Annotated in this window: 29 protein-coding genes; 22 read left to right on the top strand and 7 right to left on the bottom strand. The window is 64.6% G+C overall.

The annotated features are described in order from the left end of the window. Positions 1–14 precede the first annotated feature (14 nt). Complete coding sequence (gene meaB / locus DAAJ005_RS12100) at positions 15–956, top strand: methylmalonyl Co-A mutase-associated GTPase MeaB (protein WP_192930751.1); 942 nt, start codon at positions 15–17, stop codon at positions 954–956. Here meaB and DAAJ005_RS12095 read toward each other — a convergent pair. Further along, positions 943–1,578 (bottom strand): DNA-3-methyladenine glycosylase, encoded by a 636-nt coding sequence (locus DAAJ005_RS12095; RefSeq protein ID WP_151847323.1) that lies wholly within the window; start codon positions 1,576–1,578, stop codon positions 943–945. The genes meaB and DAAJ005_RS12095 overlap by 14 nt on opposite strands. Positions 1,579–1,701: 123 nt before the next feature. Here DAAJ005_RS12095 and DAAJ005_RS12090 point away from each other — a divergent pair, with 123 nt between their 5' ends. The 3 genes from DAAJ005_RS12090 to DAAJ005_RS12080 all read left to right on the top strand — a co-directional run bounded on the left by DAAJ005_RS12090 (position 1,702) and on the right by DAAJ005_RS12080 (position 4,262). Continuing rightward, positions 1,702–1,977 (top strand): DUF2171 domain-containing protein, encoded by a 276-nt coding sequence (locus DAAJ005_RS12090; RefSeq protein WP_151847322.1) that lies wholly within the window; start codon positions 1,702–1,704, stop codon positions 1,975–1,977. A gap of 114 nt (positions 1,978–2,091) precedes the next feature. Further along, the gene (locus tag DAAJ005_RS12085) at positions 2,092–4,047 is read left to right on the top strand and encodes an alpha-amylase family protein (protein ID WP_151848539.1); all 1,956 of its coding nucleotides are present in this window, start codon (positions 2,092–2,094) and stop codon (positions 4,045–4,047) included. Continuing rightward, complete coding sequence (locus DAAJ005_RS12080; protein WP_151847321.1) at positions 4,044–4,262, top strand: hypothetical protein; 219 nt, start codon at positions 4,044–4,046, stop codon at positions 4,260–4,262. Before DAAJ005_RS12085 ends, DAAJ005_RS12080 begins: the two co-directional genes overlap by 4 nt. A gap of 104 nt (positions 4,263–4,366) precedes the next feature. On the opposite strand, the gene DAAJ005_RS12075 is transcribed toward DAAJ005_RS12080, so the two are convergent. Continuing rightward, positions 4,367–5,125, bottom strand: coding sequence for an SDR family NAD(P)-dependent oxidoreductase (locus DAAJ005_RS12075; protein WP_151847320.1), 759 nt, complete (start codon positions 5,123–5,125; stop codon positions 4,367–4,369). Positions 5,126–5,526: 401 nt separating this feature from the next. Then, complete coding sequence (locus DAAJ005_RS12070; RefSeq protein WP_192930750.1) at positions 5,527–6,639, bottom strand: sensor domain-containing diguanylate cyclase; 1,113 nt, start codon at positions 6,637–6,639, stop codon at positions 5,527–5,529. 243 nt (positions 6,640–6,882) lie between these two features. Between DAAJ005_RS12070 and DAAJ005_RS19375 the strand changes: the two genes are divergently transcribed. The 3 genes from DAAJ005_RS19375 (at position 6,883) to DAAJ005_RS12055 (ending at position 12,759) form a co-directional block, all read left to right on the top strand. Next, positions 6,883–10,050, top strand: coding sequence for a tetratricopeptide repeat protein (locus tag DAAJ005_RS19375; protein ID WP_192930749.1), 3,168 nt, complete (start codon positions 6,883–6,885; stop codon positions 10,048–10,050). A 319-nt stretch (positions 10,051–10,369) separates the two neighbouring features. After that, on the top strand, positions 10,370–11,632 hold the full coding sequence (locus DAAJ005_RS12060) for a styrene monooxygenase/indole monooxygenase family protein (RefSeq protein ID WP_151847317.1): 1,263 nt from the start codon (positions 10,370–10,372) through the stop codon (positions 11,630–11,632). A gap of 71 nt (positions 11,633–11,703) precedes the next feature. Next, on the top strand, positions 11,704–12,759 hold the full coding sequence (locus DAAJ005_RS12055; protein WP_151847316.1) for a peptidoglycan DD-metalloendopeptidase family protein: 1,056 nt from the start codon (positions 11,704–11,706) through the stop codon (positions 12,757–12,759). A gap of 306 nt (positions 12,760–13,065) precedes the next feature. Here the strand turns inward: DAAJ005_RS12055 and DAAJ005_RS12050 are convergent, their stop codons facing one another. After that, positions 13,066–14,016 carry an electron transfer flavoprotein subunit alpha/FixB family protein gene (locus tag DAAJ005_RS12050; RefSeq protein WP_151847315.1) on the bottom strand — a complete coding sequence of 317 codons (951 nt, stop codon included), beginning with the start codon at positions 14,014–14,016 and terminating at the stop codon, positions 13,066–13,068. After that, positions 14,013–14,771, bottom strand: a complete 759-nt coding sequence (locus DAAJ005_RS12045) for an electron transfer flavoprotein subunit beta/FixA family protein (RefSeq protein ID WP_151847314.1) — start codon at positions 14,769–14,771, stop codon at positions 14,013–14,015. The genes DAAJ005_RS12050 and DAAJ005_RS12045 overlap by 4 nt, the downstream gene beginning before the upstream one ends. Before the next feature lie 289 nt (positions 14,772–15,060). On the opposite strand from DAAJ005_RS12045, the gene DAAJ005_RS12040 reads away from it, so the two are divergent. After that, the gene (locus DAAJ005_RS12040; protein WP_151847313.1) at positions 15,061–15,759 is read left to right on the top strand and encodes a hypothetical protein; all 699 of its coding nucleotides are present in this window, start codon (positions 15,061–15,063) and stop codon (positions 15,757–15,759) included. A 38-nt stretch (positions 15,760–15,797) separates the two neighbouring features. Here DAAJ005_RS12040 and DAAJ005_RS12035 read toward each other — a convergent pair whose 3' ends face one another. Beyond that, a complete protein-coding gene (locus DAAJ005_RS12035) occupies positions 15,798–16,214 on the bottom strand; it encodes a carboxymuconolactone decarboxylase family protein (protein ID WP_151847312.1) in 417 nt (138 codons plus the stop codon). A 253-nt stretch (positions 16,215–16,467) separates the two neighbouring features. Between DAAJ005_RS12035 and DAAJ005_RS12030 the strand changes: the two genes are divergently transcribed. The 14 genes from DAAJ005_RS12030 (at position 16,468) to DAAJ005_RS11965 (ending at position 25,899) form a co-directional block, all read left to right on the top strand. Then, on the top strand, positions 16,468–18,705 hold the full coding sequence (locus DAAJ005_RS12030; protein WP_151847311.1) for an ATP-dependent Clp protease ATP-binding subunit: 2,238 nt from the start codon (positions 16,468–16,470) through the stop codon (positions 18,703–18,705). A 173-nt stretch (positions 18,706–18,878) separates the two neighbouring features. Beyond that, positions 18,879–19,094, top strand: coding sequence for a hypothetical protein (locus DAAJ005_RS12025; protein WP_151847310.1), 216 nt, complete (start codon positions 18,879–18,881; stop codon positions 19,092–19,094). Between the two features lie 66 nt (positions 19,095–19,160). Further along, on the top strand, positions 19,161–19,493 hold the full coding sequence (locus DAAJ005_RS12020; RefSeq protein ID WP_151847309.1) for a DUF2087 domain-containing protein: 333 nt from the start codon (positions 19,161–19,163) through the stop codon (positions 19,491–19,493). Positions 19,494–19,501: 8 nt separating this feature from the next. Next, a complete protein-coding gene (radA, locus tag DAAJ005_RS12015; RefSeq protein ID WP_151847308.1) occupies positions 19,502–20,854 on the top strand; it encodes a DNA repair protein RadA in 1,353 nt (450 codons plus the stop codon). A gap of 155 nt (positions 20,855–21,009) precedes the next feature. Beyond that, positions 21,010–21,363, top strand: coding sequence for a helix-turn-helix transcriptional regulator (locus tag DAAJ005_RS12010; RefSeq protein ID WP_151847307.1), 354 nt, complete (start codon positions 21,010–21,012; stop codon positions 21,361–21,363). Next, the gene (locus DAAJ005_RS12005) at positions 21,360–21,887 is read left to right on the top strand and encodes an SRPBCC domain-containing protein (protein ID WP_151847306.1); all 528 of its coding nucleotides are present in this window, start codon (positions 21,360–21,362) and stop codon (positions 21,885–21,887) included. The genes DAAJ005_RS12010 and DAAJ005_RS12005 overlap by 4 nt, the downstream gene beginning before the upstream one ends. 264 nt (positions 21,888–22,151) lie before the next feature. Then, positions 22,152–22,556 carry a dihydrofolate reductase family protein gene (locus DAAJ005_RS12000; protein ID WP_192930748.1) on the top strand — a complete coding sequence of 135 codons (405 nt, stop codon included), beginning with the start codon at positions 22,152–22,154 and terminating at the stop codon, positions 22,554–22,556. Further along, entirely contained in the window at positions 22,549–22,698 is a 150-nt protein-coding gene (locus DAAJ005_RS11995) for a hypothetical protein (RefSeq protein WP_151847304.1), read from the top strand. The genes DAAJ005_RS12000 and DAAJ005_RS11995 overlap by 8 nt, the downstream gene beginning before the upstream one ends. 2 nt (positions 22,699–22,700) lie before the next feature. Next, positions 22,701–23,246, top strand: coding sequence for a dihydrofolate reductase family protein (locus DAAJ005_RS11990; protein WP_151847303.1), 546 nt, complete (start codon positions 22,701–22,703; stop codon positions 23,244–23,246). Next, positions 23,243–24,109: a YdeI/OmpD-associated family protein gene (locus DAAJ005_RS11985; protein ID WP_151847302.1), complete on the top strand. Its 867-nt coding sequence runs from the start codon at positions 23,243–23,245 to the stop codon at positions 24,107–24,109. Before DAAJ005_RS11990 ends, DAAJ005_RS11985 begins: the two co-directional genes overlap by 4 nt. A 16-nt stretch (positions 24,110–24,125) precedes the next feature. Continuing rightward, the gene (locus DAAJ005_RS11980) at positions 24,126–24,674 is read left to right on the top strand and encodes a DUF4287 domain-containing protein (RefSeq protein WP_151847301.1); all 549 of its coding nucleotides are present in this window, start codon (positions 24,126–24,128) and stop codon (positions 24,672–24,674) included. 1 nt (position 24,675) lies between these two features. Then, positions 24,676–25,263, top strand: coding sequence for a dihydrofolate reductase family protein (locus tag DAAJ005_RS11975; protein WP_192930747.1), 588 nt, complete (start codon positions 24,676–24,678; stop codon positions 25,261–25,263). A gap of 16 nt (positions 25,264–25,279) precedes the next feature. Next, positions 25,280–25,489, top strand: a complete 210-nt coding sequence (locus DAAJ005_RS11970; RefSeq protein ID WP_151847299.1) for a DNA-binding protein — start codon at positions 25,280–25,282, stop codon at positions 25,487–25,489. Beyond that, the gene (locus DAAJ005_RS11965; RefSeq protein WP_151847298.1) at positions 25,486–25,899 is read left to right on the top strand and encodes a VOC family protein; all 414 of its coding nucleotides are present in this window, start codon (positions 25,486–25,488) and stop codon (positions 25,897–25,899) included. The genes DAAJ005_RS11970 and DAAJ005_RS11965 overlap by 4 nt, the downstream gene beginning before the upstream one ends. Positions 25,900–25,968: 69 nt before the next feature. Here the strand turns inward: DAAJ005_RS11965 and DAAJ005_RS11960 are convergent, their stop codons facing one another. Further along, positions 25,969–26,460, bottom strand: a complete 492-nt coding sequence (locus DAAJ005_RS11960; RefSeq protein WP_151847297.1) for a CAP domain-containing protein — start codon at positions 26,458–26,460, stop codon at positions 25,969–25,971. Positions 26,461–26,467: the final 7 nt, after the last annotated feature.

Raw genomic sequence — 26,467 nt, 5'->3', positions numbered from 1 at the left:
TCCATCCCAGTCCTATGGCCCACCCACTAGTCGCCCCTCTTCTGTCCGGCAGTCGCCGCGCGCTGGCCCGCGCCATCACCCTCAGCGAGTCCACCCGCGCCGATCATGAGGCCGAAGCACAGGCTTTGCTCTCAGAAGTCGCGCCGCACGCCGGGCAGTCCATTCGGGTGGGCTTGACAGGTGTGCCGGGCGTGGGCAAATCCACGTTTATTGAGGCGCTGGGCATTCATCTGGCCGATGCGGGCCACAAAGTTGCCGTGCTGGCCGTGGACCCCAGCAGTGCCCGCACGGGGGGCAGCATCATGGGCGACAAAACGCGCATGCCCCGGCTGACCGTTCATCCCAACGCCTACATCCGCCCCAGTCCTGCGGGGGGCAACCTGGGCGGCGTGGCCCGGCGCACCCGCGAGGCCATCACGCTGTGCGAGGCGGCGGGCTATGACGTGGTGCTGGTAGAAACCGTGGGCGTGGGCCAGAGCGAGACGCAGGTGGCTGCCATGACCGATCTGTTCGTGCTGCTCACGCTGCCCAACGCCGGGGATGAATTGCAGGGCATCAAGCGCGGCATCATGGAACTGGCTGACGTGTGCGTGGTGAACAAGGCGGACAGTGACCCCAAGGCAGCGATTCGTGCCCAGACCGAACTTCGCGCCGCCCTGAACCTGCTGACCCCACACGATGCCCCGTGGCGGCCCCGCTCTCTGCGTGCCTCTGCCTTGACGGGTGAGGGCGTGCCGGAAGTGTGGGACGTGGTTCTGGAATACGTGCAGGAAGTCAATCTGGAAGTCAGACGCCGCACCCAGACCGCCCAGTGGTTTGACGAGTTGTTGCGTGAGGCAGCGTGGCGGTTGTTTCGGAGTGGTCTAGATGGACGTAAACTCCGCGACTTGCGGGTCGATGTGGAGGCCGGGCGGCTGACAGCGATTCAGGGTGTGGCCGCGCTTACGGCTGACTGATTCCTCCACTGGGTTTCCCCGGCGACACCCAGGCATTCCCCTGAATCAGAAAACGCCACGGCAACGCCGCCCCCTGACGCAATCCGACGCGGGCTGTAATTTCCACCTCTGAATCCGGCAGCGCCTCACCCGGCACGATGTAAAAGGCGGGGCTGTCAATCGGCTGGCCCTTCAATTCCTCCGTCAGGCCCAGCGCCGTGACCAGTTTGGCGGGACCGTTGCTCAGGTCAAGGGGGCGTTTGACGGATCGCATCTCGCGCATTCGTTCCTCGCCCAGCATCGGCTGAACGGCGCGGATGAGGATGGACGCCTGAACGCCCACGGGACGGCAGGTGACGTTCAGCAGAGCCTGTTTATAGGCGTAATGGAAGTAGACGCGGCCCGGCTCACCGCCCATCGCCGCCGCCGCGCCGGGCAGCCGGGCGATCACATGGCAACTGGGATCGCGTGGGCAGTCGTAACCCTCGGTCTCCACGATGCGGGCAGCTATCACCGCGCCCTCTGGCAGCACACGCACCAGCGCTGCGCCGATGAGCGAGCGCGCCACTTCTACTGGATCGCCCACGAAGAAGTCGGGAGTCAGAGCGTGGGCGTGGTCTATATCCAGCACGTCAAAAAGCATGTCTGGCAGCGTAAGGGGCAGACGTCGCCGCTTCTGCCGGGATGCTTACGCAAAGCGCATCTCTGAACGTTCTCTAACGCCCCTGCCAATCCCAGAGTCATCTGCTGGGCCTAGCCTGGGGGCATGACACAGAATGACAAGATGGAAGCAGGGCAGATCACCGAGCGCATTGCCAAGGACCTCAAGGAGCGTCTGGACAAGGGCGGCGAACACATGCAGGTCAAGGACAAAGACGGCGAGCATGTCGGCACCCTGGACCACCTGGACGGCGACAAGATCAAACTGACCAAAAGTGACAGCAGCGACGGCCAGCACCACTATGTCTCGCTGACTCAAGTGGAAAGCATGGACGACGTGGCGGTGTACCTGAACGTCACCCGCGAAGAAGCGATGAAGTAACCTCAGTTTTAACAAGGGGCGGCGGAGAGCATCTGCCGCCCTTTTCTATGCCGTCAGACTTTTGGCCCCGGTATTGGAAACACTTCCAACCAGACCGTATGCTGACAGGCAATGATGCCATCCTCGCTATTGACCACAGAACAGGCCCAGCGGTTGCGGCTGGCGTTTGACGATGACCGGGACGCCGAGACCTTTTTTCTGCGGCTGGACCGCTACGGCCCTGAACTGCTGGACAGCCTGCGGGCCGTGTATCTGGAACGCGCGGATGGTTTGCTGGAACGCCTGCTGGAGATCATGCTGCACGCCTACCACACCCGCCCCACCGATCTAAGGCGGTTGGACGAGGCCCGGTTACTGTCGCCAGACTGGTTGCAGTCGCCGCGCATGGTGGGCTACGTGGCCTACGCAGACCGCTTCGCCGGAACCCTGAATGGCGTGCAGCAACATGTGGACTACCTGGAAAACCTGGGCGTCACCTACTTGCACCTGATGCCCCTGCTGCGCCCGCGCGAGGGCGAGAACGACGGTGGTTACGCGGTGGCCGACTACCGCTCGGTGCGCCCGGACCTGGGCAGCATGGATGACCTCTCGGCGCTGGCGCGTGATCTGCGGGGCCGGGGCATCAGCCTCGTCCTCGATCTGGTCCTGAACCATGTGGCCCGCGAACACGAATGGGCACAGAAAGCGCGGGCGGGCGAGGACCAGTACCGCGACTACTTCCACCTGTTCGCGGACCGGGGGTTGCCGGACGCCTACGAGGCCACCTTGCCCGAAGTGTTCCCCGACTTTGCCCCTGGCAATTTCACCTGGGATGACCACGCGGGCGAGGGCGGCACGGGCGGCTGGGTCTGGACCACCTTCAATACCTACCAGTGGGACCTGAACTGGAGCAATCCCGACGTACTGGCCGAATTCGTGGACATCATCCTGAATCTGGCGAACCGGGGCGTGGAGGTCTTCCGGCTGGACGCCATCGCCTTCATGTGGAAACGGCTGGGCACCGACAGCCAGAACCAGCCCGAGGTGCATCACCTGACCCGCGCCCTGCGTGCGGCGGCGCGGATCGTGGCTCCGGCAGTGGCCTTCAAGGCCGAGGCCATCGTGGGACCGGGCGATCTGATCCACTACCTGGGAACAGGTACGCACCACGGCAAGGTCAGCGACATGGCGTACCACAACAGCCTGATGGTGCAACTCTGGAGCAGCCTCGCCAGCCGCGACACCCGCCTGATGGAAGAAGCCCTGCGCGCCTTTCCGCCCAAGCCGACGAACACCACCTGGGGCATGTACGTGCGCTGCCATGACGACATCGGCTGGGCCATCAGCGACACCGACGCGGCACGCGTGGGCATCAGCGGTCCGGGCCATCGCGCTTTCCTGAGCGACTTTTACAGCGGCGAGTTTCCCGGCAGCTTTGCGCGCGGGCTGGTCTTTCAGTTCAATCCGGCCACTGGGGACCGGCGGATCAGCGGCTCGGCGGCTAGTCTGGCGGGGCTGGAAACGGCGCTGGAGGGCGGGGATGAGGCCCTGACCAGACTGGCCGTTCAGCGCCTTCTGTTGCTGCACACGGTCATTCTGGGCTTTGGCGGGGTGCCGCTGCTGTACATGGGGGACGAATTGGCGCTGACCAACGATAACCATTACGCCGACATCTCCGAACATGCCGCTGACAACCGCTGGGTCCACCGCCCGCGCATGGACTGGGCGATGGCACAGGATGTGCGGGAACATCCCGACACACCCGCCGGACAGGTCAACGCCGGGTTGCGCCACCGAATTGCTGTTCGCAAGACCCTGCCCTATCTGCACGCTTCCATTGAAAGCCGCGTGATTTCCAGCCCCGATCCGCGCGTGCTGATGCTGCGCCGGGATCATCCGCTGGGCGTGCTGCTGGAGGTCTACAACTTCAGCGAGGAGCGCGTGGTGCTACCTGCCTACGTGCTGCGCGGCCACCTGGGCGAGGACGCCCATGACGCCCTGAGCCGCAGCGCCTTTCACCTGACCCGGCCCACGGTGACCCTGGACCCCTACCGCGCGTTGTGGTTGACTACGGCAGAGGTGAACGCATGACCGATCCCAAAATGCCGCCTGGCCCATCTGACTTTGGAAAGAGGCGCACCAGCGTCCCCACCGAGTCTTTGCTGCGCGCCGTGCGGGACGCTTCCGAACGCCTGACACGCTTCTCCCGTGACCCTGGCGTTCGCCGCGAGGCCGGAAACGTGGCGCAGTCGGTGGGCAAATTGCTGGACGCCATCCGCAAATCCGGGGCCGAGAAGGGGCGCTAGACCGGGAAAGCCGATGCCGTAAAAGCAGCCGCTGTAAAGATAGAACCTGTGGTCCGGGGCGTGGAGGCCCATCAACCGGATATTTCAGAACCGCGCCTCCACCCTTAAACGGGCCGCCCGGCCATCATGAAGCTGGCGGTCATGCCGCCGTCCACCGGCACGATGGCCCCGGTCATGAAACTGGCCTCTGCGCTGCCCAGGAAGTAGACCACCTGTGCCACTTCCTGTGGCGTGCCCAGGCGGCGCAGGGCGTGCAGGTCCTCGTAATCGCGGCGGGTGGCGGGAGGATCGTCACTCTGCTCGATGCCCGCCAGCAGCCCCTCAGTACTGATCGCGCCGGGGGCCACCGCGTTGACCCGCAGGCCGCGTGGGGCCAGATCCAGGGCCATTGCGCGGGTCAGGTTGACCAGTCCGCCCTTGCTGGCGGTGTAGGCCGCATTGTCTTGCTCGGCAAACAGGCCCTGTACCGAGGCCACGTTCACCATCGCACCGCCCGGCGGCATCAGATCGATCAGGGCGCGGGTCAGCAGCAGCGGGGCCGTCAGGTTCACGCTCAGGGTTCTGGCCCAGCCGCGCTCGCTGACCTCCAGCACACTGCCGTGGGCGTCCTGATAGGCGGCATTATGGATCAGCACGTCCACGTCCCCCAGGTCGCGCGCCGCCCGTACGATGCGCTCCCGTCCGGCGGAACTGCTGACATCGGCCCTGACGCGCTGGTGGCCTTTGAGGGTGGGCGGCAGGGTCAGGTCCACGCTGAGGACTGTTGCGCCGCGTTCGGCATATAACGTGGCAATGGCCCGTCCGATGCCGCGCGCCGCTCCGGTGACGATGACGTTCTGTGCTTGCGCCTGTGTACTGGTCATGCGTCCAGTGTCGTTGACGGCGGCATGGGGGGCGAGGAGTTTCAATGGACGGTCAAGTTCTGCCGTGAACCTCCGTCAAGGTGAGTAGGGGCGGTCATGGAATGGGTGGTGCGCCGGGCGATGACTTCTGCCGGCTTCAGGGCGCTTTGCACCTCGGCCTCCGTCAGCTTCAGGCCCCACCGCTGCGAGATCGGCGGCGGTCAGGGCTGGGCCCGCAGGTGGTCCGGCAACGTTCTGACATGGGCGTGGGCTTCCCGGAAAGCGATCATATCGGCCAGTTCTGTAGCTGCCGCTTCGCCCTACTGGGCCTCGCACAGCCATTCCTTTCCTCACGAGAACGGTCTTTCTCTGTGGCGCAATTCCGCGACTCCCGCTCGGATTCCCAGGTGTCTGCAAGACCTTCAGTCGGAGTCCGTCTCGGAACTCGGGGGCCGGAGGTGGGTGATATCCCCGAAATCCATTCCCCAGTCCACCTGATCGCCCACGATGCGCCGCCGTTTGGCGTGATACATCCGGGAGTCGGCCAGTGACAGCCAGTCGTCGATATTTCCGTCCGATGGCGGCTGTGCCACGCCTCCCTGCAAGCAGATCGGGCCGGGGCCAGGGGGCCACTCGGCAGCGCGCAGGGCATGGGTCAGGCGCAGGGCCAGTGCCTCCAGACGCGCCTCCGGCTCCCAGACCAGCAGGGCGAACTCATCTCCACTCAGGCGGAAGGCGGCGTCCGGGGCGGCGAAGGTCTGCCGGAGGGCCTGTCCCACCCTCGCAAGGACCTCGTCCCCTGTCTGGTGGCCAAAACTGTCGTTGATCCGCTTGAATTCATGAACGTCAAGCATCACCAGATGCAGTTCCTTGCCTTCCTGCCGGGCGGTGTCCAGGGCGCGGGGGACGTCATGATAGAAGGCCCGTCGGTTGGGCAGGCCCGTCAACATGTCGGTGCGGGTGAGGCATTCGAGTTCCTCACGCAGGGCGGCATTTTCCAGGGCAATCGAGACGTGCTGGGCCAGCAGTTGTAGAAATTCCAGATCGGTGTCGTCGAAGGCATGGGTCTCGTAACTCTGGATGGACAGCACCCCGGTCCGCTCGCCCCGGACTTCCAGCGGCACGAACAGCATCGAGACGGTAGGCGGCCCGGCCACTTCCTCTTCCGCCTGGACATTCAACATCACTTTGCCGTTGTCCATCACCCGCCGGAAGCGCACTGGATATTCAAGCAGATAGGCATCGATATCGGGGATCGACAGGGCCTCGCCGTGCAACACGTTCTCCAGGATGCCCTCAGGGTAAAACGGCAGCCGCTGGGAGTAGCGCCGCTGATCCTCATACACCTCCCACAGCCAGTCGCCGCCGGGTTGCCGCAGTGCAAGCAGGGTACTGTGGGCGGAAAAGAGCGTCCCAGCCTGCTGATGCACCGCCTGCACGATTGCGTCTACCCCGTGGCTGTTGCGGGCCAGTGAGGCCAGCACCTGCACCAGTTGGTGGTAGCGCGCGAGCAGCGTTGTCTCGGGTCTGGTCATTGGCACACTCTGGGCATGGCGAAGGATGGAGCGCGGATGTGGGAAAACTCGGGCCAGTCTACGCTTTACCATGACTCCGCAGGCACCGATGCCGTCCGAAAACTGGAGATGAGTGCAAGGCGGTCCCGCACCGCAATGCCGAAAAAAGTAAATATCTGTATGCCGGGTCATGTCACACTAAGAGAACCGCTACAGTATTCCGAATCCTCAGACTGCTCAACATTTCCAACGGGAGACGCTTCTATGGCCCCTGACCTCGCGCAAGTGCTGATTCGCCGGGTGGAACATGTTCACGCGCGCCGGGGCAGTCTGGCGCTGGCCGTGGTGGGTGAACCGGGCATCGGCAAGAGCCACCTGGGACAGAGCGTGCTGGCCGGGGTGGGCGGACTGAAACTCAGTCTCCAGACCCGCGCTTTCGAGACCGATTTTGGCGCACTCCTGCGCACCCCGGGCCTGAATACCCCGGGCCAGAATACTCTGGGAGCGCCCGCCTGGGCCAGACAGACGCTGGAACGCACGCTGGCCGGTCAGTCACCAGACGCCACCGTGCTGGCCACCGCCGTGGGAACCCTGCTGGGTCACTCCGCGCCCGTGCTGGTCTGGGCGGAAGATTTCCATGAGGTGGCGGGCAGTGAACGGGCCGCCGAATTCTGGACCGCGCTGGCCCGTCATCTGCCGCACGCGCGGGGGGTGGCCCTGCTGGTCAGCAGCCGGACGCCCTTGCCCGGCGTGTTTGCCGAACAGCGCCTGACCCCGTTGGACGCGCTGACAGGTTCCAGTCTGCTGGAAGCGCAGGCAGGCGGCCCGCTGCCCCACGCGGCACTGGAGTGGATCGGGGACCGTGGACGTGGCAACCCGCTTTTCCTGCTGGAATTTTTCCGGCATCTGGGCCGCACCGGTGCGCTGTATCTGGACGCTGCCGACGGACGCTGGCGCTGGCGCGAACCTGCTGCCTCTACCCTGCCGCTGAGCGTAGAAGCCCTGATTGCCGATCATCTCGCGCGCCTGACCCACAACGCGGGGGCGGAAGCGCTGCTGGGCCTGTGGGCGCTGTGGGACACGGCCCTGCCGGATGAGCCGCTGGACGCTGAGTTGGCGGCCAGCCTGAGTGGGCTGGACCTTGCGGAAATCCGGTCACTCAGAATCCTGGCCCAGACAAGCGGGATTCGCGCGGCCCGGACGTTCGCCCACCCGCTGTTCCGGGAGGTGGCCCTGCGCGAACTGCCTGCCTCCCTGCGGCATGATTTGGCCCGGCGCTGCGTGGAGGCGCTGGAAGACGCCCCGGAACAGGCGGCGCAATTTCTGACTTGGGCCGAATGGCCTGCGGTCAAGGCCGCCGCACTGCTCCGGCGGGCGCTGAAGGCTGCCCAGTCGCGGGGAGACCCGGTCCGCGCCGCCGACCATCAGGACGCCCTGGTGGACGTCGTTCCCAGCGCAGAGCGGGCAGAGGCCGCGCTGGCAGCGGCGCAGGCCCTTCAGCCCCTTCATGTTGGGCGTGCCCTGACGCGCGCCACCCAGGCGTGGCAGCTTGATCCCCACAACGGCGAGGCGCTGGGCCTGTGTGCCCGGCTGCTGGCTTCCTCCGGGCGCGGGCAGGAAGCCGAGCGGCTGCTGGAGCAGGCCCCCGGCGTGATCAAGGGGCAGCCCGATTACTGGGCCACCCTGCTGGAAACGCGGGTCAGCGCCGCCGATCACAGCGGGGCCATGCAGGTCTGGCAGGACCATGCGGGCGACTTGGAGGGCCGTCCACAGCTTCAGACGGCGGTGGCCCTGGCACGGGTTCATCTGGGTGAATTTCAGGCGGCGGCAGATGGGATCCGGGCCGCGCTGGAACAGCCGCTGGCGGCGGCGGAGCGGGTGGCGCTCTTGCACGCGCTGGTGCGGGCACAGGTCTCGCAGGCCGATCCGCACATGTTTGCCACCCTGACCGGGGCACTGGAAATCACCGCCAGGGCGGGCCTGACGGCGGCGCGCATCGAACTGCTGCTGGAACAGACCCAGGTGCTGAGTTGGGCCTTGCAACTGCGTGGCGCAGACGCCGGTGCCGCCGAGGCCGTCCACCTGGCCGAGACCAGGGGTGATCCCCGGTTGATGGCCCGCACCCAGGCGAACCGGGCCGAATGCCTGATCCTCCTGGGACAGTTCGCGGAGGCTGAGGATCTGCTGCTGGCCGCGCTGGAACTGCTGGGTGGCGAACTGGCATCACGCTACACGGTCCTGACCCACCTGTCTCTGATCCACCTGTATCTGGAGTGGGCCAGGCCGCCCGACGCCCTGATGGCCGTGCGTCACGCACGTCAGGCCGTCCGTCTGGGCCATGAGGTTCACGACACGGTCATGCTGACCTGGGTGCTGAGCGTCGCGGCGCGGGCCGAAGCGGTTCACGGCGATCCCAGCCGGGCCGAGTGGCTGATCGAGGAGGGCCAGGCCCTGGTGGAACGCAGCGGCCAGCACGCCACCCGCCCGTTTTACCTGTTCGCGCGCGGCCATGTGCAGGAGCGTCAGGGCCACCAGCAGGCCGCCGCACAGCTTTTCGAGGACGCCTGCGAGCAGGGCAGACTCCTGGGAAACAGCCCCTTCGCCGAACGCTTTGGCCTGGAGGCAGACCGTCTGCGGGGCGACCGGACCAGCGCAGAGGCGCGGCTGGCTTTTTTCCGGCAGCACGAACTGCACAGCTCTGCCCGCACTGCCTTAAGCTACTTCCCGCCGATTGAGCAGGAACCATCACAGACCGTCTCCATACCCCTGCGCTTGGAAGTGCTGGGAAAGGTGAGCGTGACCCGTGACGGGCAGCCGCTTGCCCTGCGTTCACCCGGCGGCCTGCGCGTGCTGGTGCGGCTGCTGGAAGCGCGGCTGGCCGGGCGCTCAGGTGTGGCGCAGGACGAACTGCTTGAAGCGCTGTACCCTGACGACGATCCTGAACGCTCCGGCGCGCGGCTGCGCCAGCAGGTTTGCCGTCTGCGCGCGGCGCTGGGAGCAGACAGTGTGCTGCGCCGCGAAACCGGGCTGGGCGCGGGCGGCGGCTACGCCCTGGGCAACATGGGCAGCGACGCCGAAGACTTTCTGAACACCCCTGACCCGAAGCTGTGGCGCGGCGCGTATCTGGCCGATTTCGAGGGCGAACTGTCCAGCGCCCGCGACGTGCTGGTCTATGGCCTGAGGAGCGCAGCTTACGCGGCAGAACCCCATGATCCGCACGAGGCTGCCCGGCTGGGCCGCATCCTGCTGGACACCGATCCCTTCGACTGGGCGGCGCTGGCCCTGAGTCTGCGCGCACTACGCGAATGCGGCGAGATCATGGCCGTTCTCTCGCTCTACGCCGGGGTTCGCCAGCGCTGCGCCCTGCTGGGCGAGGGGTTGCCCGACACCTGGGAAGATTTTCTGCGCGATCAGGAAATGAGGGTTTTTTAAGAAAACCAGTCGGGTGCTTGAGGGGAGGCTTAAAAAACCTGCCCCAGTCGCATTTTATGGGGCGGCTGTCGGTCCGTCACGGCCATGTCACGGCCCTCCCCTAAGCTCTGGGCAGTTTCAGAGGGGTTCGTCCACAGATGCCTCGCTCGCCACCGGGTTGGTCAGGTGGTCAGGCATTCCAGGCGGCGACGGACTTCAATGCTGCTCCCCCCACTGCCCCTGGAACGCTGGCCCTTTCTGGCTGAGGCGGCCCTGCCTGTACGGCTTACTGGTGTGGCCCGGCCTCGCTCCCATCCCCATTCATCTGGAGGACACGGCAATGCGTGATGTGGCAATTATCGGTGCAGGACAGGCAGGCTTGCAGCTTGCGCTGGGATTACAGGCGAGCGGCTATGGGGTCACGCTGGTTTCAGACCGCACACCCGAACAGCTCCTGAGTGGGCGGATCATGAGTACGCAGGCCCTTTTCCATGACGCCTGCACCACCGAGCGGCAGCAGGGACTGAACTTCTGGGAGGCTGCCTGCCCACCCATCGAGGGCATCGCCCTGAGCGTGCCGCATCCCGAACTGCTGGGGCAAAAAGCGCTGGCCTTTTCCGCACGGCTGGACAAGCCTGCCTACAGCGTCGATCAACGGTTGAAATTCGCAGGCTGGCTACGGGAATTTCAGGCCAGAGGCGGCCATGTCCTTCTGGAAAACGCTGATATTCAGACCGCCGAGCGCCTGAGCAGTGTCCACGATCTGACGCTGATCGCTGCTGGCAAGGGCGAGCTGGGCCAACTGTTTGAGCGCGACGCCGAACGCAGCCCGTACAGCGCCCCCCAGCGGCATCTGGCCCTGGCCTACCTGAAGAATGTCGCGCCCCGGCCAGTCCACAGCGCCGTCAGCTTCAACCTGATTCCGGGCGTGGGGGAGGTGTTTTTGCTGCCGGGCCTGACCGTCGCTGAACATGGCGGCACCCAGCCGTACGAGAACGTGCTGATCGAGGCGGTTCCCGGCGGCCCGCTGGACGTATTCGCGGGAATAAGCGATCCGCAGCAGCATCTGGCCCTGATGAAAGATCTGTTGCGCCAGTTCCTGCCGTGGGAATACGGGCGTGTCCGGCACGCCGAACTGACCGACGCGCAGGCCACCCTGACGGGCCGGGTCACGCCAGGGGTCCGCCGCCCCGTCGCCACGCTGCCGTCGGGCCGCGAGGTGCTGGGGCTGGGCGATACGCTGGTCCTCAACGATCCGCTGACGGGGCAGGGCGCAGGCAGCGCGGCCAAGGCGGCAGCGATCTACCTGGAACGCATCCTGTGGCACGGGGACCAGCCCTTTGACCGAGCCTGGATGACCGGCACCTTCGACGAGTACTGGAGCTACGCCCGCTTCGTGACCGACTGGACGAACGCCCTGCTGGGGCCGCCGCCGCCGCATGTGCTGGACGTGCTGGGCGCGGCGCAGACCCGGCCCGGCGTGGCGCACGCCTTTGTCAACGGCTTTAACCACCCACCGCAGTTCTTCCCGTGGCTGGGCGATCCGCAGGCGGCAGCGCGGTTTGTGGGTCAACACCATGAGGCCCAAACCATGCCCGTCTGAACCTGGCTGCTGACGTCTTGGTCACCCACTTGCCTCTCCCTGGCTCCCCCCCGATCCCCAGGAGAAACACAATGAAAACCAACATGATGATCAGCGCCGCTGTTGTTCTTGCCACCTTGCAGCTCAGTGCTGCTGCCGCCACCCTGCCCCTGCGGGGCAACGATCTGGCAAACGATGAGCGCTACAGGACGGGTGTGCATACGGGCGGAATCCAGGCCGAGGGTAAGGATATCGGCGCTCTGCGTCGTATCTCCGACACCAACTGGACGATTCTGAAAGCAGGAACATCCGACAGCAAGGTCCTGAGCAACTGGGTGGTGTACGGCAAGCCGTTCTATGCCATGGCCCCCGGCGTCGTCGTCGCCTGCTGGCGCAACGCCCCGGAGAATGTGCCGGGTTCCTACAACCCGTTGTACAAACCTGGGCTGAAATTTGCGGGCGGCGGTAACCACCTGTGGGTCTTGCAGGACGACGGCAATTACGCCCTGTATGCTCACGCGCAGCCAGGAAGCATTCCAGCGGCCCTGTGTCCCAACAACGCCGAACTCTTTACCGGCAACAGTGGCAAGGGGGGCCGCCCAGATATCGAACCCGAAGCGCGGGTGACGAACGGCGCGCGGGTGGAGGCCGGGCAATTCCTGGGCAGGGTGGGCAACTCCGGTTCCTCGGAGGGAGGACCTCACCTTCACGTCCATATGGAAAAAGGGAACCAACCCGTTGTCATGAACTTTGAGCGCGGTCTGACCACCCCCTTTGACGGCAACAGGGCCAGCCTGGACGGCCCGTGGACCTCGCTGGCGGGCCAGGCATTTCCCAAAGCGCCCGTGCTGTTCTGGCCGCCGCGTCCCGCCGGGGAACTGACCTTCAACAACACTCCAGCCAGCATCTACCAGCGCTGGGTGGAACACCTGGCAGATTCCGGCATGATGCCCAAGCTGATCACCTGTAAATCCAACGGTGCCACCTACAACTCCACCTGGACGCCCAGTCAGGGCCAGTGGGCCTCGTTTCACGGCATGAGCGCCGCCCAGGCCGCCGAGAAGAACGCCAGTTACGTGGCGGACGGCTACAAGCGCACCTCGGTTTACACCTGCGGCTCCAAGACGGTGGCAGTCTGGCGTAAATAGTTCCGCGTTCTCACCAATCAACTTCGCCCCTCTTCCCACATGGAGGAGGGGCTTTTATGGAGGATGTGTCTGCCTGAACTGTCCGTGGAACTCCTCAATCCATAAAGCCATGAAAAAAACGGACGTCAGGACTGGAGTGTTTTAACGCTGAGCTGGACATCGCTCATCCGCCCCTGGTCTGGACATCGCAGACCAGGGGGATGGGTAGTCCTGGGGAATATCTGGGGGCAGACCGCACCTGATCCCCATACAGACGCCAAAAAAGGCGGAGAAGCCACGCATCTCCGCCTCCTATGGTGGGTTGACCTACTTCTTGCTGGCGGCGATCAAGGCCGGGACGATCAGGTTCACGTCGCCCACGATGCCATAGTCGGCCACCTTGAAGATGGGCGCTTCGGCGTCCTTGTTGATGGCGATGATGTTCTTGCTCTTGCCCATGCCCGACAGGTGCTGCACCGCGCCGCTCACGCCCAGCGCGATGTACGCCTTGGGCTGCACGGTCTTGCCGGTCTGGCCCACCTGCTCGGCATAGGGCCGCCAGCCCGCGTCCACCACGGCCCGCGTCGCGCCCACGCCCGCACCGATGTTGTCGGCCAGACCTTCCACGTACTGCGCGAAGTTCTCGGGGCTGCCCACGCCACGCCCGCCGGTCACGATGACCTCGGCCTCACTCAGGGCGACGCGGCTGGTCTTCTCTACATTCTTGCCGGTGATTTCGGTGCGGGGGGTGGGCAGTTCCAGCTCAATGTCGTACTGCTCGCCCGCCGCACCTGCTGGGGCTGCCGGAGCGAAGCCACCGGGCTTGACGGAAGCCACAATGACTGGCCCGCTGGCTTCCACCGTCTCGGTCACGCGGGCAAGGAAGGTGTAACGCTGGGCCTGAAGCGCCTCGCCGCTGGCCGTCAGTTTAATCACATCTTCCAGATACGGCGCGTCCAGCTTGACTGCCACGCGCGGCGCATACTCGCGGCCTGAACGGCTGCCGCCAATCAGCACAGTGCTGGCCTCGCCTTCTTTGGCAATCTGCGCCACGGCGGCGGCCCAGACTTCGGGGTTGTACTGCGCCAGCGCGGGCAGGTCGCCCACCAGCACCTGATCGGCCACGGCGGCAGCCTCGGTGGCCACTCCGGCCACGTCCTGCCCCAGCACCAGCAGCGTGAGCGGTCCTTCACGGCCACTGTCACGGGCGGCGGTGACCATCTCCAGAGTGGCTTTGGCGAGTTTCCCGCCCATGTGTTCAGCAACAATTAAAATCATGCCAGCACCTTCGCTTCGTTTCGCAGGAGGTCGAGGAGCTGTTCGGCGGCGGCCTGCGGGTCCTTGCCGTCGATCATCTGGTTCAGGCGGGCGCGCGTCTGGATTTCCGCGCCCAGATACTTCACGCCCGGCTGCGCGTCATAGCTGCCCAGCTCGTCCTTGCGGAGTTCCTTCTTCTTGGCCTTCATGATGTTGGGCAGTGTGGGGTAACGCGGCTCGTTCAGGCCCTGCTGCGCGGTCACCACGGCGGGCAAGCTCACCTTGAATCCCTCGTTGCCGTCGTCCACGTCGTGGCGTCCGGTCAGGGTGTCGCCTTCCACCTTCAGCTCGTTGGTCCAGGTCAATTGAGGCCAGCCCAGGCGTTCGGCGCTGGCGGCTCCCAGGGCCTGTGAATCCCAGTCGGCTTCCTGGCCGCCCAGCAGAATCAGGTCCGTGCCTTCACTTTGCGCCACCTGCGCCACGATCTTGCTGAGGCTCACGGCGTCGTATCTCTCGTCGGTCTCGATGTGAATGGCGCGGTCCACCCCCATCGCCAGCGCTGTACGCAGGGCGTCCTCCACCTTTTTGGGGCCAATCGCCAGCGCCACAATTTCTTGCACGTCGGCACTCTCGCGCAGGCGCAGGGCTTCTTCCACGCCGTACTCGTCCATACCGTCGATCACCAGCGTAGTGCCGTCCAGATCGACGCGGTCACCGCTGACTTTCACGCGTGCCTCGGCGTCGGGCACCTGTCTTACAAGGGTCAAAATTTTCATGCAACCTCCAGGGGGTGGGCGTAGGGGTGATTCGTGATACGCGCCCGGCAATAAAATTAAACTCGGTCCAAGTTTAGCAGCATCTCTGTCAACAGGAGGATACGGCTTGAGGGCCTTCATTCTGAAGCAGATCGGCGGCGGCTGGGTGGGGGAAAGGTACAGAGAATCTTCAGTCGGCAGCACGCCGGAGCGTTCCTGTGCCGGGGACACCCCCGCTTTCTCCACTTCTTAAATCTGTCGTCAACCGTTTCATGAGGCGTTCTCATGTTGGGGGCCGAGGCTGGAAGGCATGAAGAAGCTGATTTCCCTGACCATTCTTGCCGCCGTCGCGACGGCTGGCGCACAGACCCTCAATAGCGTGACCACTGCCGTCACCAACACCATCACCCGGAACAACATTGAACTCGGCCTGACCGGCGGATACGCGGGCGGCCTGAGCGGCGAAGTGTTCGTGCATGCCCCCAACGTGATCGGTCCCGTGGGCGTCAAGGTAGGCGTGGCCTACACCCGTCCCCGTGACTCGATCAACGACTCCTCCACCAACGTGCTGGGCAGCTTCGCCGACGCCAAGAAGCCCATTTCCGAGGGCGGCCTGGGCGCTTCGGAATACGGCAGCCAGACCGTGATCTCCGTGGACGGCACCTACGGCCTGGGCGAAGTGGCCCCCGGCATCGACACGATGGTCTACGGCGGCGCGCGCTACGGCATGTTCAAGGGCACCGAGGACTACGGCACGTCGGGCGGCAGCACCACCTATTCCAGCAACTCGTTCGGTCTGGGTGCAGGCGCGATGGCCAGCTACGCCCTGACCGGCAACCTGAGCCTTGTGGGCGATCTGGGCGCGGATTACTTCTTCAAGTCCACGATTAACACCAGCAAGGGTGACTCCATTCCCACCGCCGACGGCAGCTACAGCACCTTCGACAACCGCTTCGTGCGGCCCGGCACCAACTTCAAGGCCCGTCTGGGCGTCAAGTACATGTTCTAAAGCAGGTCAATCTGAGGGGTGGACAGGCTGCGGCCCGTTCACCCCTTTTCCTTGTCTTTCTTCTGATTCCTCTCCTGAGCGTCCAGATAGGTCTTCAATACCTCAAAACCCGCCACCGTGCGCGGGAATCCCAGATACGGCACGCACATCATCAGCGCGCCCCGGACCTCTTCTTCCGTCGCCCCGGCGTTCAGTGCGCCGCGCAGGTGGGTTCGCAGTTCCGGCGGGCTGCCCAGCGAGACCAGCAGGGCGCAGGCGATCAGTTCCTGCGTCTTCAGGTCCAGCGCCGAGCTGTCGTAGACGGTGTCGTAGGCAAAATTCTGGATATGGGCGGCCAGGTCGGTGTCCAGCGCCTGCAAGCGTTCCATGATGCGATCATGCTGGGAGCCGAAAACGGTCCTCCTGGCGCGGCCTTCGGGTTGTTCTGCGGGGGCACCGTGTTCAGTGTCGGTCATGCCGCCCAGGGTAACCGGCAAAGGGGAATACAGGCACGAAAGAAGGCCGTCAGGTGGGAAGGCTTACAGTACAGAGGGTCAAGAACGTAAGTTTAGGCGCGTCTGGCGCATGAGGGATGCTCTAAACTCGGGACGGCCCACCCACTCCAACCGCTCACTCCATCAGTCCACCCGACTCCAGTACCCTCCACCGCTTTCTGCGTTCTGAACGAGCCAAGCGCGCATGTGCGATTTCGCCCCCTGGGGGTCTTCCATGAACAGATACGATGACCGCGCCCGACTCGTGTTCCACTATGCCCGCGAGGAAGGCAACCGCCTGGGCCACGCGATGGTTGGCCCCGAACATCTGCTGCTGGGCCTGATGCGCGAGGGCGGCACCGCCGCCACCATCCTGACCGAATTCGGGGCCAGCCTGGACGGCCTGCGCCGCCGCGTCGAGGAAATCATCGGGCGCGGCGAGGGCAACCGCCTGAACGACGCCCCCAGCATCACGCCACGTGCCCGCCGTGTGATGGAACTCGCGTCCAGCGAGGCCCGCAGCCTGGGAGCACAGGTCACCAGTACCGAGCACATCCTGCTGGGCATCATCCGCGAGGGCGACGGCGTGGCCTTCCGCATCTTGCAGGAGCTGACAAAGGACGTGGACACCATCCGCTGGCGCATCCTGGCGCAGGGCGAGAACGGCGGCGGCAAGCCTGCCAAGCCCGTGGCAACCCCCTTTCTGGATGAGTATGGCCGTGACCTGACCAAGTGGGCGCGCGAGGGCAAGCTGGACCCGGTGATCGGGCGCAGCGAGGAAATTCGCCGCGTCACGCAGATTCTGACCCGCCGCACCAAGAACAATCCAGTCCTCATCGGCGATCCCGGCGTGGGCAAGACCGCCATCGTGGAAGGGCTGGCCCTCGCCATCGTCGAGAAGCGCACGCCGCCCAACCTGCACGGCATCCGCCTGATCAGCCTGGACCTGTCCGGCGTGGTGGCCGGGACCAAGTACCGGGGCGAGTTTGAGGAACGTCTGCGCCAGATCATCGAGGAACTTCGCAACGCCAAGGTGATGGCCTTTATCGACGAGCTGCATACTCTCGTAGGCGCGGGCGGCGCGGAAGGCACGCTGGACGCGGCCAATATTCTCAAACCCGCGCTGAGCCGGGGCGAGATTCAGGTGATCGGCGCGACGACGACGGGCGAATACCACCGTTACATCGAGAAGGACGCCGCGCTGGAACGCCGTTTCCAGCCGGTGATCGTGCTGGAACCCAGCCCCGCCGAGACATTGCAGATTCTGCGCGGGTTGCGGCCCAAGTACGAGGAACATCACGGCGTGCAGATTCCTGACGCGGCTCTGGAACTGGCCGTCCGCATCGGCGAACGCAGCCTGCCGGGGCGCAACTTCCCCGACAAGGCGATTGACCTGATCGACGAGGCCGCCAGCCGCGTGCGCCTGAACATGAGCATTGACCTGCCCGTGGCCGAGAACGAGGACGGCGAACCCTACGTGACCCGCGAGGATATCGAGAGTGTGATCAACTCGATGGGCGGCATCTACAGCGAGGAAACCGCCGAGCAATTGGGCGACTTGGAGGCCAGCCTGGAAGATCAGGTGTACGGCCAGCCCGACGCCATCAAGGCCCTCAGCTCCGCATTGCGCCGCGCCCGTGTTGGCCTGGGCGGACGCACCCGCGTGGCCGCCAGCTTCCTGTTCGTCGGCCCCAGCGGCGTGGGCAAGACGCATCTGGCGCGCGCCCTGTCGCGCAGCCTGTTCCACTCCGAGCGCTCCCTGATCCGGGTGGACATGTCCGAATTTCAGGAAAGCCACAGCATCAGCAAGCTGATCGGCTCCCCCCCCGGCTACGTGGGGTACGAGCAGGGCGGACGTTTGACGGAAGCGGTGCGCCGCCAGCCGTTCAGCGTCATCCTGCTGGATGAGATCGAGAAGGCGCACCCGGACGTGTACAACACCTTCTTGCAGGTGCTGGACGATGGCCGCCTGACCGATGGCCTGGGCCGCGCGGTGGACTTCCGGCGCACCATCATCATCATGACCAGCAACACGGGCTTCAACGTCGGCCCCACCGTCGGCTTCAGCCCGGTCACGCCGGACAACAACGCGCCGCTGCGTCAGATCTTTACACCGGAATTCCTGGACCGCCTGGATGACGTGATCCGCTTCAGGCCGCTGGGCGAGCCGGAACTGGTGCGCGTGGCCCAGCAACTGATGGGCGAGATGACCGAGGAACTGGCCAGCCGCGAGCTGAACGTCACTTTCGATCCGGCGATTGCCTCCTGGCTGGTGGGCAAGCTCAAGGCCCGCAGCCCCAAGCACGCCGTAGGCAGCTCGCGCCAGTTGCGAACGCTGGTGCGCGAGGAAATCGAGGACCCGCTGTCCTTGGAACTGATCAGCCGCGACGGCGATCAGGTGCGCGTGGTTCTGACCGATGCGGGCCTGCAATTCGAGCGCGGAACGACGGCCCCACCGCAGATCCTGGCTTAACCAGACCAGAAGTTTCTCCACACCCCCTCTCCCCAGTGGAGAGGGCTTTTTTGTTCTCTCTCTTCTTACTCTGCCCGCCATCTTGATCCAACCCGCCGAAAGAGTCCTGCCAGACGGCGTGCGCCAGAGTGGGGACGAAGGCGAGCTGCCCGGCCCTCAAAGGACTGTTGCCCTTGGATTTCGTCATGTGCCTGAAAACCTCTGCGCTGGCCGGGGGCCGTGAACACCTGCTCGTCGGCGCGGCCTGGACCGTGTGTATCGCCTCGCTGGGCTTCAGCCTTCAGCGCAGGCTTGCCCAGCGAATCACCATCAGTGTCGTGATCGTCTTTGGCCTGCTGCTGATGCTGGGCAGCGTGTACGTGGATTGCCTAAAGCCCTCGCTGTTATAAAGCGCCCCTGCCGATTTGTGGCTCCCTGCCCGCTGCCGCCTGCCCCTAGCGGTTAGCATGTCTCCCATGACGAAAAGCATCTCCGACTTTCAGGACGACCACGGACGCATCATCGCCTGGCCCAGCAAACGCCGCCGCGTCCATCAGATGGCCATTCTGGATTACCTGACTGGCCTGTTCGAGCCGGGCGTGTCCTACAACCAGGGGCAGGTAGAACGTGTGCTGGCCGACCACAGCACCCTGGAAGACCCCTCGGTTCTGCTGACCGAACTGCTGGACAGCGAGTATCTGACCACCGCCGACGGTGCCTACTGGCGCGCGGACGGGCGGCCCGGCGTGAGTGCGGAGACCTCCGAGTCGTCCGGCACGCCAGAGATCAGCGTCAGCAAGAGTGGCTGAACTCCAGTATGGCTAGGGTCACCACCAAATACGTCTGCAACAGTTGCGGCTACACGTCCGCCAAACCGCTGGGCCGCTGCCCGAACTGTCAGGCGTGGAATTCCTTTGAAGAGGAAGTACCCACGGTCACGGGCGGTAAAACGCGCAGCGGCGGGGCCGGGGGCTACGGCGGCATTTCCGGCGGCAAGCTCACGCCTCTGTCCACCGTGGGGCGGCGCGAGGAGCCACGCATGTCGTCGGGCATTTCAGAGGTGGACCGGGTGCTGGGCGGCGGGCTGGTGGCCGGGGGCGTCACCCTGATCGGCGGCGAACCGGGCATCGGCAAGAGTACCCTGCTGCTTCAGGTGGCCGATAGCGTGGCGCGCGCCGGGGGCACCGTCCTGTATGTGGCCGGCGAGGAATCGCTGGAGCAGATCCGGTTGCGGGCAGACCGTCTGGGCGTGACCGCCGACATCCAACTGACGCGCGACACCCGGGCCGAACACATCGCCGCTTTAATGAATGAACACAAACCCGCGCTGTGCATCGTGGACAGCATCCAGACCGTCACCGTGGAGGGCGAGGGGGCGGCGGGGGGCGTGGCACAGGTCCGCGACGGCACCTCCATGCTCACACGCGCGGCCAAGGAAACGGGCACCGCCACCGTGTTGGTGGGCCACGTCACCAAGGACGGCACCGTGGCCGGGCCGAAGGTGATGGAACACATCGTGGATACCACGGTCTTTCTGGAAACCGTGGGGGCTTTCCGGTTGCTCCGTAGCGTCAAGAACCGCTTCGGGCAGGCCGGGGAACTGGGCGTGTTTGAGATGCGCGGTGAGGGATTGATTGCCATAGAAAATCCCAGTGCCGCCTTCCTGGCCGAGCGTCCGGTGGGCGTGCCTGGCAGCGTGGTGGCCGCCACCGTGGACGGTCAGCGACCCATGCTGCTGGAAGTGCAGGCACTGGCCTCCAAGACGCCCTACCCCAACGCCCGACGCGTGGTGGTGGGCCTGGACCCGCGCCGGGTGGATGTGGTGCTGGCCGTGCTGGAGCGCCGTTTAGACTTGACTCTGGGGGGTCTGGACATCTACGTGAACCTCGCGGGCGGCCTGAAAGTCCTTGATCCGGGCCTGGATCTGGCCGTGGCCCTGGCGGTCTACAGCGCCGTGGTGGGCCGTGCCCTGCCCGCAAACGTGGCGGTGTTCGGTGAGGTGGGGCTGGCCGGGGAGGTCCGCAGTACCGTGGCCTCCCAGCGCCGCGCCGAGGAAGCGGGACGCGCCGGTTACAAGCGCCTGATCGTGCCGCCTGGATTGCCTGGACACACGGGCGTCAAGAGCGTGGAGGAAGCGGTGGGCGTGGTGTGGCAGACGGCGAAAGCCTGAACAGCACAACCTGAACCGGTGATCCCGCGTAAGGGCGACAGAACTTCCTGGCGATATCTCTGTCGCCTTATTTTCCAGCTTGTAATATGTCTTGACAAGAATATTCTAGATATGGAATACTTGATCCATTCAAACAGGAGGTGAACCGCCCAGCCTTGAATACCGCGACTTTTCACGCCCTCGCTGATCCGCAGCGCTTTCAGATGGTGGAGCTGCTGCGCCAGGAACCGCTGACGGTGGGTGAGATTGCCGCTCGCCTGAACATGCGGCAGCCGCAGACCTCCAAGCACCTGCGGGTGCTGAGCGACGCTGGGGTCATCGACGTGCAGGCCAGCGCCAACCGCCGTATCTGCCACCTGCGGCCCGAAGCCTTCCGGGAACTGGACGAGTGGCTTGCCAACTTCCGGCAAATCTGGGAGGAACGTTTCGACAATCTGGACGGTTACCTGCAACAGCTTCAGAAGCAGAAACCGGACGCCCTCTCACTCGAATCAGGAGATGAAGCATGACCAGTGCCCTGCCCGCCATGACCTCAAGAGTGGAGAATGAAAAGGAACTCATTCTGGAGCGCACCTTCAAAGCACCTCGCGCCCTTGTGTTCGAGGCGTTCACGGCGGCTGATCACCTGCGCCACTGGTGGGGGCCGCGCGGCTGGGAACTCACGCACTGCACCGTGGACCTGCGCCCCGGCGGCAAGTGGCATTACTGCATGAAGTGCATGGACCGGGCACAGGGCGATTTCTACGGCATGGAATCGTGGGGTCTGGGTGTCTACGACGAGATCGTGGCCCCCGAGCGGCTGGTCTACACCGACTATTTCTCGGATGCTGCGGGCGAAATCAATGCGGACCTGCCCACCACCCAGGCCACCCTGATTTTTGAGGAAGTGGCGGGAGGCACCTGCGTGGTCAGCCGCTCTGTATACGGCAGCGAGGGCGCACTGAAGACCGTCATGGACATGGGCATGCTCCAGGGCATAGGCGAAACCTGGGACCGGCTGGCGGAGCATCTGGCCGGACCCCAGGCAGGCTGAACCGGACGCTTCCACGCTATCAACAGGAGCGGGACAGTTTGGGAAGCAGTCAACCGCCCCCAAGCTGTCCCGCTCCTGCCGCCTCCCCTGGCTGTGTAATCAGGATTGCTTTCCGGGTATATTCTGTTATATACTAATTATACGAGAAAAATAAGGCTGTTTCCATTCGTTTGCCGTGTCATGTCCATGCACACACCGGCCAGGAGGACACCCCATGACCAGATCCATACCATTTGCAGCGCACACGTCACAGCAGGAGTGGAAATGATGGGGCGCGTTTTCCTTGATCTGGCCGTCTCGCTGGACGGTTTTATCGCGGGGCCGAAGGGCGAGGACGCCGGGTTGCACGACTGGTACTTTGCCCAGGAGGGCGCAGCCGGGGCCATCAAGCGTGAGTTGCTGGACCGCATTGGCGCGATGATCCTGGGACACACGGCTTTTGGCACCGCGCCCGACGGCTTCGACACCGAATACCGGGTGCCGCAATTCATCCTGACGCATACCCCTCTGGCCACGGTGGAGCGCGGCGGGGCCAGTTTCATCTTCGTCACGGAGGGAATGGAGAGCGCACTGGCCCAGGCCCGTGCCGCCGCCTGGGAAAAGGACATCTGTGTGGCGGGCGGCGCACAGACCGCGCAGGCATTTCTGAAAGCGGGCGTTTGTGGATGAACTCCAACTGTATGTGGCCCCCGTGTTGCTGGGCGGCGGGTTGCGGCTATGCGGAGAACTGGATGAAATCACGTGCATGGAGCAGGTGCGGGTGGTGCAGTCGGCCCACGCCACGCACCTGACCTACCGGCTGAGGAGCTGAGAATGCGGAAACTGATCGTGACAGAATTTGTAACGCTGGACGGCGTGATGGAAGAGCCGACGCCGTGGCAGGCAGGCCACGCCAGCCCGGAAATCGGCCTCTTCAAACGCGAGGAGCTGTTCAGCAGCGGCGCTCTGCTCCTGGGCCGCATGACTTACGAGGGCTTCGCTGGCTACTGGCCGACGGCCACCGACACCGGGGAGTTTGGTGAGCGGATGAATATCCTGCCCAAATACGTCGTTTCCAGCACCTTGCAGGCCGTCGCCTGGAACAACTCGCACCTCATCCGCGAGAACATCACCGGGGAAATCACGAAACTCAAGGCTCAGGAGGGCGGGGACATTCTGGTGTACGGCAGCGGCGAACTGGCGCAGTTTTTGCTGGAGCGCGGTCTGGCGGATCAATTGAATTTGCTGGTCTATCCCGTCGTGCTGGGCAGCGGCAAACGCCTGTTTGGGGCGGAGGGTGCAGGGCTGAAGCTGGTTGATTCTCAGACCTACAGCTCCGGTGTGGTGAGGCTGAGCTATGCGCTGGGAGCGAAGGCATGAGCGGCCCCCTGACATTTCAGGCCACCCTGCTTCTGGGCGGCAAGAACGCCACCGGCCTGGAAGTCCCGCCGGAAATCATCGAACGCCTGGGCGTGGGCAAGAAGCCTGCGGTACATGTGCGGCTTGGCGAGTGCGCCTACCGCAGCACCGTCGCCGTGCGGGGCGGCAAATTCATGCTTCCGGTCAGTGCCGAACACCGCGCCGGGGCGGGCATACAGGCCGGAGACGTGCTGGACGTGACACTGGAACTGGACACCGAACCCCGTGAAGTGAGCGTGCCAGACGATTTACAAGCGGCGCTGGATGCCGATGCGGTGGCCAAACAGCGCTTCGAGGCATTGTCCTACAGCCGCCAGCGTCAGCACACCCTGGCGGTGGAGGGAGCCAAAACAGTGGAGACCCGTCAGCGCCGGATTGACGGGGCTATCGCGGCGCTGACGAAGAACGAGGAAACGAAGCTGGGACGGGACGCTACGGAGGCCAGTACGTTTATGGCCGGTCTCGCTCACGCGCGCAAGCCGGAGATTGAGACGCTCCGCCGCATCATCCTGGGCGTAGACGCACGTATTCAGGAGGGCGTGAAGTGGAGCAGTCTGAGTTTTTTCACCATACAGCACGGCACTGTCCAGCACTTTGCTACCTTCAGACTCGGGCCTGCCCAGGCGATTCAGCTCGTCTTCCATACCGGCGCAAAGGTCAGGGCCACGCCGCTGCCCATGAAGGTGGACGTGGCCGATCCGTCCGGCCTGATGAGGTGGGTGGCCGAAGACCGGGGTGTGATGACCCTTCTCACCCCGGCAGATATCCAGGCCAAGCAGGCGGCCCTGGAAGCCCTGGTGCGGCAATGGATCGGGCCGCTGTAGAATAAAAGGAGAACCCATGTCATTTCAGGCATATCTGGACACCGTGCAAACACAAACAGGCAAAACTGTGGCCGACTTCCGCATCCTGGCCGCAGAGAAGGGGCTGACCAAGCACGGCGAGATCGTGAAGTGGCTCAAGGCCGAGTTTGAACTGGGCCACGGCCACGCCACCGCCGTCGCGGGCGCGTTGCTGAAACCGGATGCTTTCAAGACGCCCAAAGCCGACAAGGTGGACGCCGTATTTAGTGGCAAGAAGGCAATGTGGAGGCCGCTCTATGAAGCGCTGCTGGAAACCGTGCAGGGCTTCGGCGAGGACGTGGACATTGCTCCCACCGAGAGCTATGTCAGCCTGCTGCGGGGCAGCAAGAAGTTTGCCATCGTGCAGCCGGGGGCCGGACGCCTGGACCTCGGCATCAAACGCAAGGATGTAGAGGCCACCCAACGTTTTGAGGCAGCCGGAAGTTGGAACAGCATGGTCACGCACCGCGTCCGCATCACGGAGTTGGCGGGGGTAGATGCCGAGGTTGTGGAGTGGCTGCGGGCGGCGTACCAGGCAGGTGATTAAAGTGGGCAAACTCGTCTCCTTTACCCACCTGAGTTTGGACGGTTACGCCTGCGGGCCGAATGGTGGGCTGAACTGGGCCAACGTGACGCCTGAAATCGCGGGCGATGTGGACGCCCGGCTCAAGGGAATTGGCGTAGCGGTTTACGGGCGCGTGGTCTACGGCATGATGGAGGGCTACTGGCCTACCGTGTCTGGCAATCCCGAAAGCACGCCGCGTGACCGCGCACACCTGGCCTGGGTGGAGGCCATTCCAAAACTGGTGATCTCCCGCACGCTGGACCGGGCCGACTGGAACACCACCACCCTGATCCGCGAGAACGCGGCTGAGGCCGTCCGGGAGCAAAAGGCAAAGCCGGGCGGCCCGCTGATGGTCTTCGGCAGCCCCCGACTGGTGCATGTGCTGGCGCGGCTGGGACTGGTGGATGAGTACCTGATCTATGTCAATCCAGTGGGGCTGAGCGGCGGCCCCCCGCTGTTTAGAGGCGGACAGGACATGAAGCTGACCCTGTTGGAATCCCGGCCCTTTCAGGCGGGTGTGGTGGCCCTGCGGTACGCCCTTCAGCACAGTGGCCCGGCGGCTCCTCCATGACCCACGAGAAAGCCGAATGATCGCGCCTGACCCCTGGCCTCCACCCGGTCTGTCGGCCCCGGCCCGCCGCGCCCTGGCTGGAGCGGGCATGGGCATACCCCAGCAACTCGCCGCCCATACCGAGAAGGAAATTCTGGCCCTACATGGGCTGGGGCCGAAAGCGCTGGGACCACTGCGGGCAGCTCTCACGGCGGCGAGGCTGAGTTTTACACAGGAGATGAAATGAACTGGACCCTGGAAGTCATCGTTGTTCCCGTGACTGATATTGACCGCGCCCGCACCTTCTACGAGGACGGGCTGGGCTTTAAGGTGGACCACGACACCCGTATGGGAGAAACGCGGCGCATCGTGCAACTGACGCCGCCGGGTTCGGGCTGCTCTATCGTGATCGGAACGGGGCTGGCAAGAATGGAACCCGGCTCGCTTCAGGGCTTGCAACTGGTGGTCAGGGATCTGCTCGCCGCCCACGCACAACTTTTAGAGCGCGGCGTGGAGGTCGGCCCGGTTCAGGTGATGGGCGCGGCAGGTGCACGCCCCGCCACAGACGACGACGCCCTGAACTTCGCGGGTTTCATCTTCTTCAAAGACCCGGATGGAAACGGCTGGGCCATCCAGCAGATCGACGCGCGGGCCTGACGAACTCTCGTAAGGACTCTGAGGGCTATCCTGATTTCTCCCGCGTCAGACGGAGTCCATCTGAATCGGCTATCTGGGCTGGCTGCTCAGCACGATCACGTAGGCCGTGCCGCGTGGTCCCCGCACCACACTGGCTCCGGCGTGGGTATAACGCCCCTCGGTCATCCAGTAGCAGTGGGTGGCGCTGCCCAGCCACCAGCGCATGGCCTGTTCCGTGTTGAGGCCAGTCCCCATATACACGATCTCGGTGACGCTGGTGGCATTGACCCCTGTGCTGGCAGCACGGATGCGGGGCGTGCTGCCATTCTGCCCGGTGTGCGTGATGCGCCCGGAAGAAGTCATGTATCCGGCCTGAAGGCGGGCGGCCTGGGCGTGCGGCGCGCTGATGCTCAAAGCGCTGGCCACAGGTCTGCGCCCACTGCCGGGGCAGCTCACACCCTGCGTCCTGATTTCGTTCAGCCGCGCCAGAAGTTGCGCTTCCGGGGTGGCCTGTGCCTGAACGGCAGGAATGGCGCAGGAGGACAGCAGGGCGCAGGCGAGCAGCACGGCACGTTTGACCATCGGCACA

Source organism: Deinococcus sp. AJ005, assembly GCF_009017495.1.
In the GTDB taxonomy this organism is placed as follows: domain Bacteria; phylum Deinococcota; class Deinococci; order Deinococcales; family Deinococcaceae; genus Deinococcus.
The sequence above is the reverse complement of the archived record's forward strand: the minus strand, read 5'-3'. Positions and strand labels throughout refer to the sequence as shown.

Bases quoted from the DNA above. Each gene is read 5' to 3' on its own strand.
- DAAJ005_RS12020 (WP_151847309.1), top strand. From the start codon at position 19,161: ATGACGAAAAGCATCTCCGACTTTCAGGACGACCACGGACGCATCATC.
- DAAJ005_RS12035 (WP_151847312.1), bottom strand. From the start codon at position 16,214: ATGACCGACACTGAACACGGTGCCCCCGCAGAACAACCCGAAGGCCGC.
- meaB (WP_192930751.1), top strand. From the start codon at position 15: ATGGCCCACCCACTAGTCGCCCCTCTTCTGTCCGGCAGTCGCCGCGCG.
- DAAJ005_RS12070 (WP_192930750.1), bottom strand. From the start codon at position 6,639: ATGACCAGACCCGAGACAACGCTGCTCGCGCGCTACCACCAACTGGTG.
- DAAJ005_RS12055 (WP_151847316.1), top strand. From the start codon at position 11,704: ATGAAAACCAACATGATGATCAGCGCCGCTGTTGTTCTTGCCACCTTG.
- DAAJ005_RS12040 (WP_151847313.1), top strand. From the start codon at position 15,061: ATGAAGAAGCTGATTTCCCTGACCATTCTTGCCGCCGTCGCGACGGCT.
- DAAJ005_RS12095 (WP_151847323.1), bottom strand. From the start codon at position 1,578: ATGCTTTTTGACGTGCTGGATATAGACCACGCCCACGCTCTGACTCCC.
- DAAJ005_RS12045 (WP_151847314.1), bottom strand. From the start codon at position 14,771: ATGAAAATTTTGACCCTTGTAAGACAGGTGCCCGACGCCGAGGCACGC.
- DAAJ005_RS11970 (WP_151847299.1), top strand. From the start codon at position 25,280: ATGATCGCGCCTGACCCCTGGCCTCCACCCGGTCTGTCGGCCCCGGCC.
- DAAJ005_RS12090 (WP_151847322.1), top strand. From the start codon at position 1,702: ATGACACAGAATGACAAGATGGAAGCAGGGCAGATCACCGAGCGCATT.
- DAAJ005_RS12005 (WP_151847306.1), top strand. From the start codon at position 21,360: ATGACCAGTGCCCTGCCCGCCATGACCTCAAGAGTGGAGAATGAAAAG.
- DAAJ005_RS12030 (WP_151847311.1), top strand. From the start codon at position 16,468: ATGAACAGATACGATGACCGCGCCCGACTCGTGTTCCACTATGCCCGC.
- radA (WP_151847308.1), top strand. From the start codon at position 19,502: ATGGCTAGGGTCACCACCAAATACGTCTGCAACAGTTGCGGCTACACG.
- DAAJ005_RS19375 (WP_192930749.1), top strand. From the start codon at position 6,883: ATGGCCCCTGACCTCGCGCAAGTGCTGATTCGCCGGGTGGAACATGTT.
- DAAJ005_RS12000 (WP_192930748.1), top strand. From the start codon at position 22,152: ATGATGGGGCGCGTTTTCCTTGATCTGGCCGTCTCGCTGGACGGTTTT.
- DAAJ005_RS12060 (WP_151847317.1), top strand. From the start codon at position 10,370: ATGCGTGATGTGGCAATTATCGGTGCAGGACAGGCAGGCTTGCAGCTT.
- DAAJ005_RS12080 (WP_151847321.1), top strand. From the start codon at position 4,044: ATGACCGATCCCAAAATGCCGCCTGGCCCATCTGACTTTGGAAAGAGG.
- DAAJ005_RS11985 (WP_151847302.1), top strand. From the start codon at position 23,243: ATGAGCGGCCCCCTGACATTTCAGGCCACCCTGCTTCTGGGCGGCAAG.
- DAAJ005_RS11980 (WP_151847301.1), top strand. From the start codon at position 24,126: ATGTCATTTCAGGCATATCTGGACACCGTGCAAACACAAACAGGCAAA.
- DAAJ005_RS11960 (WP_151847297.1), bottom strand. From the start codon at position 26,460: ATGGTCAAACGTGCCGTGCTGCTCGCCTGCGCCCTGCTGTCCTCCTGC.
- DAAJ005_RS11965 (WP_151847298.1), top strand. From the start codon at position 25,486: ATGAACTGGACCCTGGAAGTCATCGTTGTTCCCGTGACTGATATTGAC.
- DAAJ005_RS12085 (WP_151848539.1), top strand. From the start codon at position 2,092: ATGCCATCCTCGCTATTGACCACAGAACAGGCCCAGCGGTTGCGGCTG.
- DAAJ005_RS11990 (WP_151847303.1), top strand. From the start codon at position 22,701: ATGCGGAAACTGATCGTGACAGAATTTGTAACGCTGGACGGCGTGATG.
- DAAJ005_RS12050 (WP_151847315.1), bottom strand. From the start codon at position 14,016: ATGATTTTAATTGTTGCTGAACACATGGGCGGGAAACTCGCCAAAGCC.
- DAAJ005_RS12075 (WP_151847320.1), bottom strand. From the start codon at position 5,125: ATGACCAGTACACAGGCGCAAGCACAGAACGTCATCGTCACCGGAGCG.